The organism is Streptomyces sp. NBC_00647, from assembly GCF_045207245.1.
GTDB lineage: Bacteria > Actinomycetota > Actinomycetes > Streptomycetales > Streptomycetaceae > Streptomyces.
Genome location: NZ_CP109040.1, coordinates 7987362 through 8005088, shown reverse-complemented (window position 1 = coordinate 8005088; position 17727 = coordinate 7987362). Strand labels below are relative to the sequence as shown.

Genomic DNA, 17727 nt, shown 5'->3' with positions numbered 1-17727 from the left:
CTCCGGCCCCACGAGCCGGTCACGCAACTCCCGTTCCTGCTGGGCAAGCCGGGCATGTCGGGCGCCTGTCGAAGCGGCGGGGCCGCCGCCCGCCGGTCCACCGGGGAGCGGCGAGCGGCCCGCACCGCCGTCGGCCGGACGCGAGAGCCGGCCCCCGCCATCGTCGGCGAGGGGCGACGACCGGCCCGGACCGTCGGCGGCAAGGCGTGAACGCCGGCCCGCACCCCCATGGGCGGGATACGAGAGCCGGCCGGCACCGTCCGCTCACTGACCATGGTGCCCTCCGGTCTCCGGTCAGCGCACCACGGCCGTCTCCACCAGCAGCCGTGCCGCCGCCGCGATCGACTCGGCGTCGATGCCCGCGGCGTGCAGCTGCTCGGCCGGGCTCGCGGAGCCCGGCATCGTACGGACGGCGAGGCGCACCAGGCGGGGCACGGGGCGGCCGTCCGTGAAGGCGTCGAGCACAGCGTCCCCGAGACCGCCCTCCTCGCGGTGGTCCTCGACGGTGACCAGGCAGCCGGTCTCCTCGGCGGCCTCGCGCAGGGTCGCGCGGTCCACGGGCTTCACGGAGTAGAGGTCGATCACGCGGGCCTGGATGCCCTCGCGGTCGAGTGCCTCGGCGGCGGCCAGCGCCTCATGGACGGTGACGCCCGCGGCGACGAGCGTCAGCCGGTCCTCGGCGGAGGCGCGGAGCACCTTGCTGCCGCCGACGGGGAACTCCTCGGTGGCGCTGTAGATGACGGGGCTGTCACCGCGCGAGGTGCGCAGATAGCGGATGCCCTCCAGGTCCGCCATGGTGGCGACGAGTTTCGCGGTCTGGTGGGCGTCGCACGGGTACAGCACGGTCGAGCCGTACGTGGCCCGGAACATCGCCAGGTCCTCCAGACCCATCTGCGAGGGCCCGTCCTGGCCGATGGAGACGCCCGCGTGCGAGCCGACGAGGTTGATGCCGGAGCCGCTGATGGAGGCCATCCGGACGAAGTCGTGGGCGCGGGTGAGGAAGGCCGCGAACGTCGAGGCGTACGGCACCCAGCCCCGAGCGGCCATGCCGACGGCGGCGGCGACCAGTTGCTGCTCGGCGATGTAGCACTCGAAGAAGCGGTCGGGGTGTGCCTTGGCGAAGAACTCGGCGCGCGTCGAATCGCTGACCTCACCGTCCAGGGCGACGATGTCGCCGCGGGCGTCGCCGAGCGCGGCGAGGGCCTGCCCGTAGGCGTCCCGGGTGGCGATCTCGTCGCCGGTCTCGTACCGCGGCAGGTCGAGGTGTCCGGACCGCACGGCGTGCAACACTCGTGCGGCGGGGGGCTGATGGACCTCCACATGGTGGTCGCGCACACCGCCGAGCTCGGCGATCGCCTGAGCGGCGTCGGGCAGCGGTTTGCCGTGCAGCCCCTCGCGGTCCTGGACCGATGCCACGCCCTTGCCCTTCAGGGTGCGGGCGAGGATCGCGGTGGGCTGTCCGCCGGTGGTCTCCGCCTCGCCGAAGGCGCGGTCGATCGCGTCCACGTCGTGGCCGTCGATCTCGACCGTGTGCCAGCCGAACGCCCGGAACCGGCGCGCGTACGCGTCCAGGTCGTGCCCGTGCCGGGTCGGCCCGCGCTGTCCCAGGCGATTGACGTCGACGATCACGGCGAGGTTGTCGAGGTGCTCGTACCCGGCGTGCTCGGCGGCCTCCCACACGGAGCCCTCGGCGAGTTCGCTGTCACCGCACAGCACCCAGATCCGGTATCCGGTGCGGTCGAGCCGCTTGCCCGCCAGCGCGACGCCGACACCGACTGGCAGTCCCTGGCCGAGCGATCCGGTGGCGGTCTCGACCCAGGGCAGCCGGCGGGGTGTCGGATGCCCTTCGAGCCGGCTGCCCGCCTTGCGGAAGCTGAGCAGCTCGGCCTCGCTCACGGCGCCGGCCGCCTTGTACGCGGAGTAGAGCAGGGGCGAGGCATGCCCCTTGGAGAGGATGAGGCGGTCGTTGCCGGGGTGCTGGGGGCGTTCGAAGTCGTAGCGCAGATGCTTGGCCAGCAGGACCGCCATCAGGTCGGCCGCGGACATCGACGACGTCGGATGTCCGGAGCCGGCGGCGTCGGCGGCCCGCACGCTGTCGACGCGCAATTGCTGAGCCAGATCGATGAGTTGACGGGTGTTCATGATGCTCCTTCCGAACGGGTCGCGGCTCCTGGACGCCTCGGACGCCCACGGCCTCCGCCCGATGCGTCCCCGGTGCCCCCTGCGTCTTCTGTGTCTCCTGCGTCCCGTGCCTCCCCCGCGTCCGAAGCGCCGGGAACCGCGGATGCTCCAGGCACTCCAAGCGCTCCGGGTGCCGCAGAAGCTCCGGGTACGGCAGGCGCTCCGGGTGCCGCAGGCGCTCCGGCCACCCTCGCCAACTCGGGCGAGGCCGTGTCGAGCGGCACCGACCACGAGCGGACCAGGCCCAACTGCACGGCCTGGCGCGGCAGTACGGCGTCCAGAAGCCAGTCGGCCGCGACACGGACACGGTTGGCGGGCATGGCGGCCAGGTGGTAGCCGCGGGTGATTGCTGCGGCCGCCGGCCCCGCCAACGGGACGCCCAGGGGATTTGCCGCGGCCTTGACTCCCCCGAGATCGACGGTGAAGCCCAGGTCGCGGTGGCGGTAGGCGCGCCGTTCACCGATGCCGAGCGAGGCGGCGACGTTCCGGCCGGCGATCCTCCCCTGGCGCCAGGCGTGCTGCGCCGTCATCGGCGTGTAATGGCCGGGCTTCTCCAGATCCGGCACCGCCGCCGCGTCCCCGCAGGCGAACACCTCCGTATGGCTCGGCACCTGGAGATGCGGATCGACTAGTAGCCGCCCCCTCTCGAGGGGCCGCCCGAGTCCCTCGACCAGCGGATCGGGCCGCACTCCCACGCACCACACCAGCGTCCGGGTCTCGACGAACTCCCCGTCGCTGAGCCGCACGCCATCAGGGGTGGCCTCTTCGACCGACGTCCCGGTGCGGACGTCGACACCGCGCTGCCGCAGTACGCGATCGGCGGTGCGCGAGAGTCGCTCGTCCAGCTCGGGCAGCACGCGCGGGGCGACGTCGAGCAGCATCCAGCGCGGTGGCGCTCCCTCGCGCAGCGACTGCTTGCGCACCAGCGCGTCGGTGAACAGCTTTCCCTGGGCGGCGACTTCGGTCCCGGTGTACCCGGCTCCGACGACCACGAAAGTGCGGCGCGCGGCGCGGCTCTTCGGATCGTCCGACGCGGCGCCGAGCTCGATCTGCCGGGTCACGTGGTCCCGCAGATACAGCGCTTCGGGCAGCCCTCGGAAACCGTGCGCGTGCTCGGCGACACCGGGTACGGGCAACAGTTTGTTGACGCTGCCGACGGCGAGGACGAGACGGTCGTACGTGAGTGTGCCGCTGTCGCCCTCCGGGCCGGCGTAGCGCACGGTGCGCGCGTCGAGGTCGATCCCCTCGGGCTGCGCCTCGCCGAGCACGAGGCGTACGTGGGGCAGCGTGCCGGAGAGCGAGACGGTGACGCGGCGTGGCTCCAGGACACCCACGGCGACCTGGGGCAGCAGCGGCACATACAGGAAGTAGTCGGTCGGGTTCAGCAGAGTGATGTCGGCCTTGTGCCGGACCAGCCGCGACAGGACGCGGGCCGTCCGGTACCCGGCGAAGCCGGCGCCGACGATCAGAATGCGGGGTCGACTCACGGTGCTCCTCTGGCGGTGTCGCTCGTACGGGCTTTTCGCGTCCCCCTGACCGAGGGGCCCAAACACGGGCACCCCCGGCGTTTCGCAGCCTCACCGGGCTCCGGCGTGTGACACGGCTCGGCGCCGGTGCCTCGGGCCATGAGGCTGTCGACCTCATGGCCCGGCTCGGCACCGGCGCCGTTCATCGCGTGAGCGGGGTCATCGCGCCCGGCGGAGCCACACCTCCGGGTCGTCGGACAGACCCGTGCCCGTGCCCGTGCCGGGGGCCCCGGGTGCCCCGGACGGGATCGGCGGGTACAGCACGCCCATGCCGCCGGGCGGGGAGGCGGGCGGGCTGCCGCCGATGACCCGGCCGGGCGGGGTGAGCTCGTCCGCGTGTCCGGTCGTCGGCCTGGGCGCGGCCGGTCGGGCCAGGCCCCGCAACGCGTAAGCGGCGGCCCCGAGCACCGCCGCGACGATCAGGGCGGCCGCCCAGCCGGGCAGGGCGGACGCGAGCGCCAGACCGAGGGCGAGGACCAGGGCGGCGCCCGCGTACAGCGCGGCGGCGCCCGACGCGGCGTACAGGGCGGCGGTCCGGCTCTGTTTGCGTGTCTGTTCGCGCAGTTCGTCCCGGATGGTCTCGCGGGCCACCATGGTGAGCTCGTCGACGAGTTCCTTGTCCAGATGCTCCAGATGTTCCAGGTGCTCGATGCGCTTCATGGTCTGCGGGTACCCGGCCGATCCCCCGGTTAACGGAAGGCCTCGGTCCCGTCCCGTTCGGACCGACTGCCCCGTCCGTACCGCCCGTCAGCACCGCGCGACGGCTCCGCGTGCGGCGCGGCGCGGACCTGGGCGGCGACGATCGTCCGAAACGATCTCCTCCTCCGCCCGCCCCCAACTAGGCTCGTCCGTATGGAGATTCTGGGAGCCACGCTGCGCGTCTGCGTCGACGACCTGGAGACTGCGGTCCCCTTCTACGAACGGCTCGCGGGCGGCAGAGCCCTCCGCTTCGAGCGCGGCGGGGTGTCGGTCGCCGCGATCGGCTGCTTCCTGCTGATGAGCGGGCCGGAGTCCGAACTCGACGTGCTGCGCAGGGTCGCGGCGACCATCGCCGTCAAGGACGTCGAGGAGACCGGTCGGGTCCTCACCGACCTCGGTGCCCGCGTGGTCGCGGGGCCGGTGGAGACGCCCGGCGGCCGCAACCTGATCGCCGTGCACCCGGACGGGTCGGTGTACGAGTACGCGGACCGCCGCGTCTGAACCGCGCCGGGTTCGGGTGCTCCGCCGTGCGGCGGAGCACCCTGGCCCATGGCCCGGCGGACTCGGGCTGTGGACGGCGGTGGACTCAGGTGGCGGACGGCGGACGCATGCGGAAGTCGTAGCGCGCGGGCAGCGGCTCGTCGCTGAGCCGGGACCACAGACGCCCGATGGTCTCCGCGCCCTCCCGCAGGTCGGCGACCTCGAAGCCCGCGTCGAAGACCGCCCGCGCGTCCTCGCGACGGCCCTCGGCGAGCAGCAGTTCGGCCTCGACGAGGCGGAACCGGCCGCGCTCCCGGGTTGCCGGGCGCAGCCGTTCCCACACGGCACGCGCGTCCGTGGGCCGGCCGGCCGTCAGCAGCGCCTCGATGGCCTCGCGGCCGAGCGCGGCGGTCGCCGCGGTCCACCGTTCTCCGTCGTCGCGCCGCTCCCGGCACAGGTCGTCGAAGGCCTCGGCATACCGGTCGGCGGCGCGCTCGTGGTTGCCGGCCTCCTGGTCGGCGACGGCGAGGCAGCGCAGCAACGGCCAGAGGGACGGGGCGAGTTCGAGCGCGCGCTCCCAACTGCGCACGGCCTGGGCGAGATCACCGGCATGCCACTGGGCCACTCCGAGGTGGTACTCGGCGATCGGTACGGCCGGTGCCGTCTCCAGCATGTCGCGCCAGTGCGACGCCACCAGGGTCTCGCCGGGCGGTCCGACCCGCCGGGGCTCCGGGAACGCGCCGGACCGCAGCAGTTCGCGCCACGGTGCCTGGTCGTCGCCGAGCGTGCTCTCCTCGAAAGGCGTGCCGGGCAGCTTGTGGGCGGCTCGCAGCACTTCGAGCGCTCCCCAGCCGGATCCGACGGCGAGCACCTCGCCGGGATCCGTGTCGGCGTGCGGCAGCCATGCGGCGTACGCGGCGTCGACCGCGTCCCGGGACAGCGCGCCCTCCAGCCTGCCCTCGACGTCCGCCCGCGCGGCCTCCCAGTCCGCCCCGTGCGCCGACTCCGCGCTCACGGACAACGGCCCGTACGCCTCCAGCCAGGAGACCTCGCTCTCGGCCTCGAGCCGCACGTGTTCGAGCTGCGTGCGGGCGAGCCCGGCCTGTATCTCGCAGTACCCGCCGGTTCCCGGCTCGGTGAGCCACTCCTGCCAGCGCCGCCCTCCGGGTCCTGAGCCCCAGACGAACAGCTTGCGGCCGCGCAGGGCATCGGTCGACGTCTGGACCAGCCCCTCGCCCGTGTCGTCGATCGCGGCGATCCAGCGGCGCCGCCCGTCGGGCACCTCGTAGAAATAGTCGGCGGGGAACGTGCTGTTCAGCGGATACGTCCGGTCGATCCCGTCGTACGTCGGCACGGGCACCCGGCGCAGCCGTCGCTCGTAGCCGAAGTGCCACGCTTCCTGGGCCGGGGCGAGCACCCTGCGCTCCTCGGGGACCGCGATGTTGGACCACCAGTACAGCGGGGCGGGCTTCTCGTGGGGATTGCGGACGCGGACGCCGACGTACAGGAAGTCGGAGCCGTCCGGCAGCCACAGGTCGACCTGGAAGGGGAGGTCGCGCAGCCGTTCCCACTCCCACAGGCGCAGCATCTCGCCGCCGTCGGGGGCGGGAACGCGGGCGGCGTGGACGGGTGAGCACGACAGGGTGGTGTGCCCGGTGGCGCCGATGTTCCACTCGATGCCGCCGGAGAACCAGGCGCCGTTCAGGGCGAAGCAGGCCGGCTGGAGCACCGGGTTGCTGTAGAGGAGTTCCCTCGCGGTCGGTTTGTGGAAGAGGGAGACGATACGGCCGCCGAAGCCGGGCAGCACGGTGGCGCGCAGCCGGTCGTTCTCGATCACGATGGTGTCGAGTTCGCGGTCCGGGCGTTCCCGTTCGTAGCCGTCCCGGATGCGTTCCGGCAGCACGCTGCGCAGCGGCTCGTACCCGATCTGCCGCGCCATGTCGCGCGGCAGGCCGACGCGGTCGCGGTCGTCGATGGTGTGCATCTCGTCGAGGGTCCGCAGGGGCGGCAGCGGGTTGTTCGGGCCCAACTCCGCCGCCGGGAGGTTCAGTACGTCACGTCGGATCGTCGTCACGATGACCATGGAACATGGTCATCGGCCTGCTGACCAGGGTCTCCGCTCGTCGGAATCGGGTCAGGATTCCGCAAAGGCGGCGACGATCAGGTCCGCGAGGAGCGCGCCCGCGGTCCCGTCGGGGTCCAGGTCGGGGTCGTAGATGGTGACGTTGAGGCCGACGCAGTGCGGCGAGCGGACCAACGGGCCGAGCAGCGCGAGGAGTTCGTCGGGCAGCAGGCCGTCAGGGTCCGGGCTGTCCACGGCGGGCATCACGGCCGGATCGAGCGAGTCGGCGTCGAGGTGCACCCAGAAGCCGTCCAGGTGCGGGAGTTCGAGGGTGCCCAGGGTGGCCCGGGCGATGGCGTCCACGCCCCAGGTGCGCAGCTCGCCGACGGTCGTCGTGGGGATCTTCAGCGCGGCGAGCTCGTCGCGGTCGGTGTCGTAGTCACGGATGCCGAAGAGCCGGAGGTCCTCGTCCCGCAGATAGGGCTTGAGCCCTTCGATGTCGGACAGGTCGTCCTGGCCACGGCCGGTGGCGATCGCGAGTTCCTCGCCACCGGCCGCCCCGACGCGGTCGGAGTTCCCGGCGTGCCGGAAGTCGGCCGAACCGTCGATGGCGGCCAGCCCGAAACGACCGATGCGGCGCAGGGCGAGGGACGCGCCGAGCTGGATGGAGCAGTCGCCGCCGAGGACGACGGGGAGGTCACCGGCGCGGACATGGCGTTCGACGCGATCGGCGAGCGCACGGGTGTATGTGGCGATGGCCGCCGCGTTGAAGACGCCGTCGCCTTCCTGCCAGTCGCCCCGGTCGTAGCGCGGCGGCACGACCACTCCCCCCTCCAGCGCACCGAGCCTCTGCACGATCCGCTGCTCGCGGAGCGCGCCGGCCAGTTTGTAGCAGCCGGGGACGGTGCCGGGCGCGGGCGGGCGCAGGCCGAGGTTGGAGGGAGCGTCCAGCACGACGATGTTCCGCATGGACGCATCCTCACCCGGGCGGACCGCATCGGGGAAGGGCGCCGCGGGAAGCCCGGGGCCCTGGGGAGATGCCCTCATGGGAAGGGTGCTGACCCGCCCGGTCGTCAGCGGGGCGCGACCATCTCCGCGGTGATCGCCCAGCGCTCGTGGTCCCGCCAGGCGCCGTCGATGTGGATGAAGTCCGGCGAGAAGCCTTCGAGCCGGAAGCCGCAGCGGCGGGCGAGCGCGATCGACCCCGTGTTGCCGGGCTGCGCGTTGATCTCCAGTCGGTGCAGCCCCATCCGTCCGAAGGCGTACCGCACGACGAGGTCGAGTCCCTCGGCCATCAGCCCGCGTCCGGCGGCATGCGCGAAGGCGCCGTAGCCGAGGGCTCCGCACAGGAAGCCGCCCTCGACGATGTTGTTGATGTTGATGAAACCGGCGATTCCCCCGCCGTCCCGTTCACAGACGAGGAATCCCGCCTTGGTCGGGTCCTCGATGAGCCGCCCCGCGTAGACGGCGTAGGCGTCGACGCCGGCCGGCGGGAAGAGCCACGGCTGGTGCAGGCTCTTGCTCTCCCTGGCCCGTGCGGTGAACTCCGCACCGTCCTCCTGGGTGAAATGCCGTATGCCCACGCGAGGGCCTTCGGCGAGATAACCGGCGTTCTCAGGCATCCCGTCACCTTACGCGAGCGCCTTCAGCGCCTGCGCCTCATGGCGTACGCACCGCACAGCGCCCCGATCAGTCCGGTGGCGAGCAGCGCCATCCACAGCGGCATGGTCACCTCGGGGACGAGCAGCCGGATCTTGGTGCTCCGGGTGTTCTCGAAGACGAAGATCAGAGCAAGGACGGCCAGCAGGGCGACGGTGACCCTGACCGGCGTCAGCAGCCCTTCCCTGGGGCCCTTGCCACCGCTCGCACCGACGCTCTCGGAGGTCTTCGGACTCATGCGCCCAGCATGATCCGGAAGGCGCCGCCACGCGCGGCGGGAGCATCCTCCCGGGTGACTGCCCGCCGGAACTCCGGCGACGCGGACCGGCGGCCGGAGCGCGACCACGTCAGACCGTGCCCCGGCCGTGCCGCCAGGCCCGAGGGGGCCACGACCGAGGAGTCAGGCCGGCGCGGGCCACGACCGAGGCGTCAGGCCAGCGCGGGCTCGTCCAGCGTCAGGGTCCCCGCGTCCGCGTCGAGTTCGGCCCGGAGACCGAACGGCATCGTCAGCGCCCCCTCGGCGTGCCCGAACCCGAAGTGCTCGACGACCGGCACGCCGAGCCCGCCGAGCCGGTCGGCGAACACGGCGCGCAGCCCCTCGTACGGTCCGCAGTCCACCCACGAGCCGAGCGCCACCCCGGCCACCCCGTCGAGCCAGCCGGCGCGCAGCAGTTGCGTCAGGATCCGGTCCAGCCGGTAGGCCTCCTCGCCGATGTCCTCGATCAGGAGCAGTCCGCCCCGGGCGGACGCACGGGCGTGCGGTGTGCCGAGGTCCGCGGCCAGCAGACTCACGCAGCCGCCGAGGGTGACACCGCGGGCCTTCCCGGGCACCAGCGCGACGGCTTCGCCGGAGGCGATGGTCCGTACCGACTCGGGTTCGAGGAGAGTCGCCCGCAGATGTTCCTGGGCCCGGCTGTTCTTCAGGAAGTCGACGGCCGCGACCATCGGCCCGTGCAGGGTCGCGAGCCCCGCCCGCGTCGCGAACGCCTCGTGCAGTGCGGTGATGTCGCTGAACCCGAGGAAGACCTTGGGGCCGGCCGCCCGGATGGCGTCCCAGTCGAGCAGGTCGACCATGCGCTGCGCGCCGTACCCGCCGCGGGCGCACAGCACGGCGGCCACGTCCGGGTCGCACCACGCCGCCTGGAAGTCGGCGGCCCGGTCGGCGTCCGTCCCCGCCAGGTAGCCGAACTCGCCGTGCCGGTCCAGGACGTGGGGGGCCACGACCGGGTCGAGGTCCCAGCCGCGAAGAATGTCGAGGCCGGCCTCCAGCCGTTCTTCGGGGATGGGCCCGCTGGGCGCGACCACGGCGACCCTGGCCCCGGCGGTGAGCCGCGCGGGCCGGGTCAGGGGGGTGATCGGTGCGGTCGCTCGGGTCACTCGTGCTGCTCCATCTCCTGGTGGTACTTCCGGTCGTTCTCGTCGGGCGCCGGGGCTCGTGAAGGGCTCCGCCCGGTCCGGTTCCCGGCGGGCGGCGGTTTCATTTGGACAGCTCCAGCTTGGGAATCCCGGGCGGGTTCAGTCCGAAGACCTGGGCGTACAGGGAGAGTTCGGACTCCAGGGCCCGCACCATCGTCTCGGCGCGCCGGAAGCCGTGTCCCTCCCCCTCGAAGGCGATGTAGGCGTGCGGGACATGGCGGTCCTGCTCCTCCAGCACGGCCAGGAAGCGCTCGCACTGCACGGGCGGACAGACGGCGTCCTCGAGTCCCTGGAGCAGCAGGAAGGGCGCGGTGATTCCGTCGGCGTGCGTGGAGGGCGACCGCTCCAGATAACGCCCCGGCACCTCGGCGATCGGGCCGACCAGCGACTCCAGGTACTGCGACTCGAAGTCGTGGGTCTCGCCCGAGGCCCATTCGCTCAGGTCGAGGACGGGGTAGAGGATCGTGCCGCAGGCGTAGACGTCGGTGGTGGCCAGGGAGGCGGCGGTGGTCCAGCCACCCGCGCTGCCGCCGCGGATCGCGAGCCGGCGCCGGTCGGCGGTGCCCTCGTCGGCGAGCGCGAGCGCCACGGCCGCGCAGTCCTCGACGTCGACGACACCCCACTGTTCGCGCAGCCGGTTGCGGTACTCCCGTCCGTGGCCGCTCGATCCGCCGTAGTTGACCTCGGCGACACCGATGCCGCGCGAGGTGAAGTAGGCGATCTCCAGGTCGAGGACGAGGGGCGACCGGCCGGTCGGGCCGCCGTGCACCCGGACGACGTACGGCGGGAGTTCGTCGCCGCGCGCGACGTGGTCGGGGTGGTGCGGCGGGTAGATGTGCGCGTGGATCTCGCGTCCGTCGGGGCCGGTGAAGGCGCGGATCTGGGGCTCCGGGTAGTACGCGGGGTCGACCGGGTCGTCGTGCGCCGCGCCGATCACCCGGGCCCGCCCGGTGCTGGCGTCCAGCTCGACGACCTCGTGGGCACTGCGGGGGCTGGCTCCGACACCCACGACCCTGCTGCCGTGCACCGCGAGCGTCGGCCCGAACTCGGTCCAGGGGCCGGCCGTGTCGACGAGCTCGCCGGTCTCCGGGTCGAGTATCCCGAGCGCGGTGGCGCCCCGTCCGTGCACGACGGCGACCAGGCCGGTCTCCAGGGGCGCGAACCAGCGGTATCCGACCTTCCAGAGGGGGCCGCCGAACTCCTCCTCGCGCGGACAGACGGCGATCGCCTCGCCGTCCGTGCCGAGACGGTGGAGATTCCACCAGCCGGAGCGGTCGCTGACGTAGAGCAGGGTTCCGTCGGCCGCCCAGTCGGCCTGGACGACGGACTCCTCCGGGCCCCCCGCGACGGGCCGGGGGTCGGAGAGGGTGCCGTCGTCGGTGACGTCCGCGAGGATCACCTCGGTGCCGTCCCACGGCATCCGCGGGTGGTCCCAGGCGAGCCAGGCAGCCTGCCGGCCGTCGGGCGAGAGCCGGGGCCCGGTGACGAACCGGTGCCGCCCGTCGGACAGTTCCCGCACGGCGTCCCGGTCGTATGCCGCCGTGCCGTCCAGCGGCACCGCGACGACGGCCCGGCGCAGGTCGGTGGGTCCGTCCCCGGTGAACTCCTCCATGACGCACCACACTTCGCCCCGCTCCACCCGGATCTGCGGGTCCACCCAGCGCAGTCCGCCGCCCACCGCCGAGAGGGGGGTCAACGGGAGCGGTTCACGGCCGGGTTCGCAGTGGTAGAGGCGCTGGTCTGCGAAGTTCACGAACACGAACAGCGGGCCTTCGGGGCGCATGACTCCCGCCCAGGGGTGGCCGCCGTACTCGATGACACGACTGCGCACGTTCCAGGGGGCCGGGAGCAGCGGTTCCTCGGTGCCGTCCGCCTTCCGCCGGACCAGCGTGCGCCGTCCGCCTTCGGTCGGCCGCGGCTCGGTCCACCAGGCCTCGTCGCCGACGAAACCGACGAACTCGGGCTGTCCGTCGTGCGCGGCGGCGAGCGCCGCGTCGATCGGCGAGGGCCATGAACCGTATGACAAGGTCTGCATCTCGTCCCCCCTAGGCCGTGCGCAGGAAGCGGTCGAGAACGCGGACGCCGAAGTGGAGCGCCTCGACCGGTACGCGCTCGTCGACTCCGTGGAACAGTGCCTGGTAGTCGAAGCCCTCCGGGAGCTTCAGCGGGGCGAAGCCGTATCCGGTGATGCCGAGTCGGGAGAACTGCTTGGCGTCCGTGCCGCCCGACATGCAGTACGGGACCACATGACCCTCGGGCGCGAACTCCTCCACGGCCGCCCGCATCCGCGCGTACGTCGGCGAGTCCAGGGGTGCCTGGAGGGCCACCTCCTGGTGGTGGAACTCCCACTCCACGTCGGGCCCGGTGAGCCGGTCCATCGTCGCGCGGAACTCGTCCTCGCCGCCGGGCAGATAGCGGCCGTCCACGTACGCGACGGCTTCTCCCGGGATCACGTTGACCTTGTAACCGGCGCTCAGCATGGTCGGGTTGGCGCTGTTGCGAACCGTCGGCTCGACGAGCGCGGCGGCCGGGCCGAGCTTTCGCAGGAGGGCGTCCACGTCGTCCAGGCCGCCGTCCACGCCGTACAGGGCGGCGAGTTCGGTCAGGGCGGCCCGCACGGTCGGGGTGATGCGCAGCGGCCACTCGTGTGCGCCGATGCGGGTGATCGCGGCGGCGAGGCGGGTCACCGCGTTGCTCCGGTTCACCTTGGAGCCGTGGCCCGCCCGGCCCCGGGCGGTGAGCTTGAGCCAGCCGGTGCCGCGCTCTCCCGCGGCGATCGGATAGAGCTGCCGGCCGCTGCCGTCGTGGAAGGTGAACGCCCCCGACTCGCTGATGCCCTCGGTGCAGCCCTCGAAGAGTCCGGGGTGCTTGTCGGCGAGGAAGCCCGAGCCGTCCTCGGCGCTCGCCTCCTCGTCGGCGGTGAACGCGATCACCAGGTCCCGCCGGGGCCGCACCCCCTCGCGTGCCCAGGCCCGGACGACGGCGAGGATCATCGCGTCCATGTTCTTCATGTCGACCGCGCCCCGTCCCCAGACGACGCCGTCGCGGATCTCCCCGGAGAACGGGTGGACGCTCCAGTCCTCGGCCTGCGCCGGCACCACGTCCAGGTGACCGTGGACGAGCAGCGCGTCGGCGGACGGGTCGGTGCCCTCCAGGCGGGCGACGACGTTCGTCCGTCCCCTGGTGCGCTCCAGGAGTGTCGGTTCGAGGCCCGCCTCGGCCAGCCGCGCGGCGGCGTACTCGGCGGCCGGGCGCTCCTGGCAGTCTCCGCCGCCCCGGTTGGTGGTGTCGATCCGGATGAGCTCGGAGGTGAACCGAACGACCTCGTCGAGTGCCCGTGCGTCAGCCATACTGCTCCTCCACCGCGGCCGAGACGATCGTGGTGACCGCCTTGAAGGTCCGAATCCCCTCGTACATGGTGTCGCTGGTGTACGCGATCTTCCGCTCGCCGACGCGGCCGACACCCGGCACGACGGTGGCGGCCATCGCCAGGTGCTCGGCGTCGAACTCCAGAGCGATGGTGAACGGGCCGGCGACGACCGGTTCGTGCCGCACCGCGAGCGCCGCCGCCTCCTTGGCCGCGGCCCGGATGTCCACGGCGGTCCTGGCCGGTGTCCGGCACACGGCCGCGTACCGCGAGACATGGTCCTTCACGGCGACCTTCAGCGCCTCGGGCGCGTACCCGAGGGCGTCCTCGCACGCCACGTCGTCGCCGGTGACCAGCACGACCGGCACGCCGTACTCGGCGACGACGTGGGCGTTGAGCAGGCCCTCGCTGGCCCGCACGTCGTTGATCCACACCCCGGTGATGGAGTTCGCGAGGTAGGTGTGTGCCAGGACGCCCTCCATGCCCGCACCCGCGTGATAGCCGACGAACGCGATGCCGTCCACGTCGTCGTGCTGCACGCCCTCGACCATGGAGAGCGACTTGTGCCGCCCGGTGAGCATCTCCGCTCTCTCGTCGAGCCTCTCCAGCAACAGGTTCCGCATGGTCCAGTGGGCTTCGTTGATCAGCACCTCGTCGGCGCCGCCGTCGAGGAAGCCGAGCACCGCGGCGTTCACGTCCGAGGTGAACATCGCGCGGCACCGCTCCCACTGCGGAGTCCCCGGCAGCACGTCGGCCGGCCAGGTCACACCCGTGGCGCCTTCCATGTCGGCGCTGATGAGGATCTTCATGCCCGAAACCGTACGCGCTTCGGCCCGGGCCCGGCAGAGCCTGTGGACAACTCTCACCGGTCCAGACCACCGGTGTCACCCGGCGCGGCCCGCCACCAGCCATTTCGACGGAAGTTCGATACGTGTGCCGTCGGGCAGGTGCTCGGTCGTGACGAGCGGGAGATCGCCGCTCGCGAGGACCGTGAGGCCCGCCGCGCGCAGGTACTCGGGGACCGCCGCGTCCGCGACCTCGCCCGGGGCGATGCCGTGCCGGAACACCGGGACCAGCTTGGCGGGAGGGCCGTCCGGGCCCTGGGCCAGCTCCCGCAGGAGCGCGCCTGCGGCCTCGGCGAGTTCGACCAGGAAGACCCGGCCACGTTCCCCCGCCAGAGTGGCCAGACCGTCCGCCAGCGGCTGCCGGTCGTCCGGCTCGGCCTGGTGGAGCACACCCCGCATATAGACGTTGGCGTCGCCGAGCTCGGCGTGCAGCGCCTCGGCCTCGGTCTTGTCCGCCGCGTCGAGCAGCCGGTACCGGGCCCGGCCCGCCGGGTCGGCGCCCTGGGCGAGGTCGAGTGCGGCGGCGGCGAGGTCGGTGCCGACGACCCGCGGGAAACGGTCGGCGAGGAAGCGGGTCTGGGTGCCGTTGCCGCAGCCGAGGTCCACGAAGGGCAGGTCGCGGGCCGCCAAGTGCGGTTCGAGGAGGCCGAGATGAACCCCGACCGTGAGCGCGGGCTCGGCGTCCCAGAAGACCTCGCCCTGCTCTCCGGGGGCCTCGCGCCAGAAGCCCTCCCAGGCTCCCCTGTACCGACTGCTCACGCTCATGCCCGCTCCCGGGGTCGCGACCGCGCCCACCGGGACCTGGCGGGCCTGAACGGTCTATCGCGCCCGGCGCGCGGCGACAAGCCGACAGCGCGTTCCTTCACCGCGCATTCGAACCCCGTACGCCCTCGTACGCCGAGCCCGCCCCGGGCGGCGCAGACGTCACGCGAACGGATCAGCCTCGCGGGTGTGTCAGTTCGAACCACACGGTCTTGCCCGCGCCGGTCCGGCTGGCGCCCCACTCTCGGGACAGCGCGCTGACGAGCCGCAGACCACGTCCGAACTCGTCGCCGGGACCCACGCCGAGCAGTATCGGGAGCGTCTGGTCGTCGTCCTCCACCTCGCACAGCAGGGTGTCGCCGCGAACGAGCCGCAGCTCGATCCGGCGGCTGTGCGCGTGCCGTACGGCGTTGGTGACGAGCTCGCCGACCATCAGTTCGGCGTTGTCCGCGAGCCCGGTCAGGCCCCACGCACGCAACTGTTCACGGACCAGGCCGCGCGCCCGGCCGGCCTCGATCGGGTCGAGCGCGAGGCGCCATACGGCGACGTCCTCGGGTTCGATTCCGTTGAGCCGGGCCATCAGCAGCGCGACGTCGTCCTTGCGCCCGCCGCGGGTGTTGAGCGCGCGGATGATGGTGTCGCAGGCCTGGTCCATGGAGGCGGCCGGGTGGGCGGCGGATTCGCAGAGGGTGGCGAGGCCGACACCGATGTCCTCGCCGCGCACTTCGACGAGCCCGTCGGTGCACATCACGAGCCGGTCGCCGGACGCCACCGGCACTCGGACCGCCTCGAAGGGGACTCCGCCGACCCCGATGGGCGCGCCGGTCGGCAGTTCGAGCAGCTCGCTGCGGCCGTCCTCGGCGCGGACCAGGACCGGCGGGATGTGGCCCGCGTTGGCGATGTGCAGCTCGCCGGCGATCGGGTCGTAGACGGCGTACAGGCAGGTCGCGAGATAGTTGTCGCCCAGCCGCTGGGCGAGGTCGTCGAGGTTGCGCAGGAGCTGGGCGGGCGGCAGGTCGAGCGCGGCCATCGTCTGCACGGCGGTGCGCAACTGGCCCATCATCGCGGCGGAGTTGAGGCCGTGGCCCATGACGTCGCCGACGACCAGGGCGGTACGCGAGCCGGGCAGCTTCACCGAGTCGAACCAGTCGCCGCCGACCCGTCCGAGGAGCGTGCCCGGCAGATAGCGGGTGGCGATGTCGCAGCCGGCCATGCGGGGCGCGATGGTCGGCAGCATGCTGTCCTGGAGGGTCTCGGCGACGCTCTCCTGGTACGTGTACATGCGCGCGTTGTCCAGCACCAGACCGGCGCGGGCGGCCAGTTCGGCCCCGGTGACGCGGTCCATGTCGTTGAACTCGACGCGCTCCGGGTGCCGCAGCAGGATCATGAACCCGAGCACCACATTGCGGGCCTTCAGCGGCACGACCAGCATGGAGCGGCCGGTGATGAGCGGCCTGATGTCGCGCTTCTCGAACTGCGCGGCGATCATGTGCCCCATCTGCTCGCTGATGCGCGGCACGAGGACGGGCTCACCGGTGGTCATGCACTGGAAGAACGGTGTGTGCGCCGGGAAGGGCATGGCCTCGCCGACCGGCACGACGTCGTCCCAGCGGCCCGGCTCGTCCGTGTGCTCCAGGGCGACGCGGTGCCACATGGTGGTGGTGTCGGGCACGCCGTCGGGGAAGCCCTCCCCGGCGACGACCTGCTCGCGCAGGTAGGTGCCCGCCACATCCGTGAAGCGCGGGACGACGGCCCGGCTGACCTCCAGGATGGTCTGCGACAGGTCGAGGGAGGTTCCGATGCGCCCGCTGACCTCGTTCAGGAACTCCAGGCGCTCGCGCACCGCGACGTACTCGAGGTCCTCGACCTCGTCCGGGGCGCTCTGCGTCATGGGTACGCCGGAGGCCGCCGCCCGGGCCGCCCGCTCACGGCGCGCCTTGCGTTCGGCACGCCGGGGCACGCCCCAGTCCGGGGTGACGGGCACCCGGTCGTTCTGGCTGAACTCCAGGACGGGATAGCCCAGTTCCAGAACCTGCGCGACGATGCGGGCGCTCTCGCCGACGCTCATGCTGGGCAGGATCTCGGGGAGTCGGCGGGCCAGATCCTCGGCGCCGGGGAAGTCGGTGTGCAGCGCGAAGCCGGGCGCGATGCGCTCGAAGGAGATGTCGTCGCCCTCGCGGCGCAGGGCGGCGGCGTCGGCGGCGAGCACGAGCAGCCGCTCCCGGCCGGGGCCCACCAGCGGATAGGCCCACCACAGGACGTCGATCCGGTCGGGACCCGCGGCGGTGAGGCGGGCGCGTCCGGCGGCCGGGTAGGAGAGCCTCCCGTCGAGGGACGATTCCAGCCCGGGTCCGAGGCCGTCGTAGGCCGCGTAGCTCCCGAAGGGGGCCGCGTCCGCGTCCTCGGGAAGCGCGCCGGAGACGGGGAGCAGATCGGCGACGGGGTGTCCCAGCGCTTCCTCCTTGGGGGCGCCGAACAGGCGCCTCGCGCCGCTGCTCCAGTGCGAGACCAGCCCGTCACGGTCCACGACCACCACGGCCAGCGGGATGCGACCGGCGGCGGCGTGCTCCGCCGCGCCGCCCCCAGCTCCGCGGCTGGGAGCTGCGCCGACTTCGGTGCCACGGTCCATGGCCCAGGCCCTCTCTCCCCACGGCTCCGCAAGATCTGTGCCGCCTCCACTACCGTACGGCGGCGGCCTGTCGCGATGTGTGGCAATAGGGGAATTGACCT

The 17727-nt window shown here is 72.8% G+C and carries 14 protein-coding genes; 1 reads left to right on the top strand and 13 read right to left on the bottom strand.

From position 1 onward, the window contains the following. Positions 1-294 precede the first annotated feature (294 nt). The 3 genes from OG788_RS35180 to OG788_RS35170 all read right to left on the bottom strand — a co-directional run bounded on the left by OG788_RS35180 (position 295) and on the right by OG788_RS35170 (position 4358). Entirely contained in the window at positions 295-2142 is a 1848-nt protein-coding gene (locus OG788_RS35180; RefSeq protein ID WP_406375090.1) for a transketolase, read from the bottom strand. Beyond that, entirely contained in the window at positions 2139-3668 is a 1530-nt protein-coding gene (locus OG788_RS35175) for an NAD(P)/FAD-dependent oxidoreductase (protein WP_406375089.1), read from the bottom strand. Before OG788_RS35175 ends, OG788_RS35180 begins: the two co-directional genes overlap by 4 nt. Before the next feature lie 198 nt (positions 3669-3866). Beyond that, a complete protein-coding gene (locus OG788_RS35170; RefSeq protein WP_406376929.1) occupies positions 3867-4358 on the bottom strand; it encodes a phage holin family protein in 492 nt (163 codons plus the stop codon). 201 nt (positions 4359-4559) lie between these two features. On the opposite strand from OG788_RS35170, the gene OG788_RS35165 reads away from it, so the two are divergent. Beyond that, a complete protein-coding gene (locus OG788_RS35165; protein ID WP_351544305.1) occupies positions 4560-4907 on the top strand; it encodes a VOC family protein in 348 nt (115 codons plus the stop codon). An 85-nt stretch (positions 4908-4992) separates the two neighbouring features. Here the strand turns inward: OG788_RS35165 and OG788_RS35160 are convergent, their stop codons facing one another. The 10 genes from OG788_RS35160 to OG788_RS35115 all read right to left on the bottom strand — a co-directional run bounded on the left by OG788_RS35160 (position 4993) and on the right by OG788_RS35115 (position 17626). Further along, positions 4993-6969 (bottom strand): DUF5107 domain-containing protein, encoded by a 1977-nt coding sequence (locus OG788_RS35160; RefSeq protein ID WP_406375088.1) that lies wholly within the window; start codon positions 6967-6969, stop codon positions 4993-4995. A gap of 51 nt (positions 6970-7020) precedes the next feature. Then, positions 7021-7917, bottom strand: coding sequence for an arginase family protein (locus tag OG788_RS35155; RefSeq protein WP_351544310.1), 897 nt, complete (start codon positions 7915-7917; stop codon positions 7021-7023). A 104-nt stretch (positions 7918-8021) separates the two neighbouring features. Then, positions 8022-8570 (bottom strand): GNAT family N-acetyltransferase, encoded by a 549-nt coding sequence (locus OG788_RS35150; RefSeq protein WP_406375086.1) that lies wholly within the window; start codon positions 8568-8570, stop codon positions 8022-8024. A gap of 23 nt (positions 8571-8593) precedes the next feature. Beyond that, entirely contained in the window at positions 8594-8845 is a 252-nt protein-coding gene (locus OG788_RS35145) for a DUF1049 domain-containing protein (RefSeq protein ID WP_351544316.1), read from the bottom strand. Positions 8846-9036: 191 nt separating this feature from the next. Further along, positions 9037-9963 (bottom strand): LD-carboxypeptidase, encoded by a 927-nt coding sequence (locus tag OG788_RS35140; protein WP_406376928.1) that lies wholly within the window; start codon positions 9961-9963, stop codon positions 9037-9039. 121 nt (positions 9964-10084) lie between these two features. Further along, positions 10085-12058, bottom strand: coding sequence for an LpqB family beta-propeller domain-containing protein (locus OG788_RS35135; RefSeq protein ID WP_406375085.1), 1974 nt, complete (start codon positions 12056-12058; stop codon positions 10085-10087). 10 nt (positions 12059-12068) lie between these two features. Further along, on the bottom strand, positions 12069-13373 hold the full coding sequence (locus OG788_RS35130; RefSeq protein ID WP_406375084.1) for a M20/M25/M40 family metallo-hydrolase: 1305 nt from the start codon (positions 13371-13373) through the stop codon (positions 12069-12071). Next, on the bottom strand, positions 13366-14199 hold the full coding sequence (locus OG788_RS35125; protein WP_406375083.1) for a M55 family metallopeptidase: 834 nt from the start codon (positions 14197-14199) through the stop codon (positions 13366-13368). Before OG788_RS35125 ends, OG788_RS35130 begins: the two co-directional genes overlap by 8 nt. 75 nt (positions 14200-14274) lie before the next feature. Beyond that, entirely contained in the window at positions 14275-15000 is a 726-nt protein-coding gene (locus OG788_RS35120) for a methyltransferase domain-containing protein (RefSeq protein WP_406375082.1), read from the bottom strand. A 172-nt stretch (positions 15001-15172) separates the two neighbouring features. After that, complete coding sequence (locus tag OG788_RS35115; protein WP_406375081.1) at positions 15173-17626, bottom strand: SpoIIE family protein phosphatase; 2454 nt, start codon at positions 17624-17626, stop codon at positions 15173-15175. Between the last annotated feature and the right edge of the window lie 101 nt (positions 17627-17727).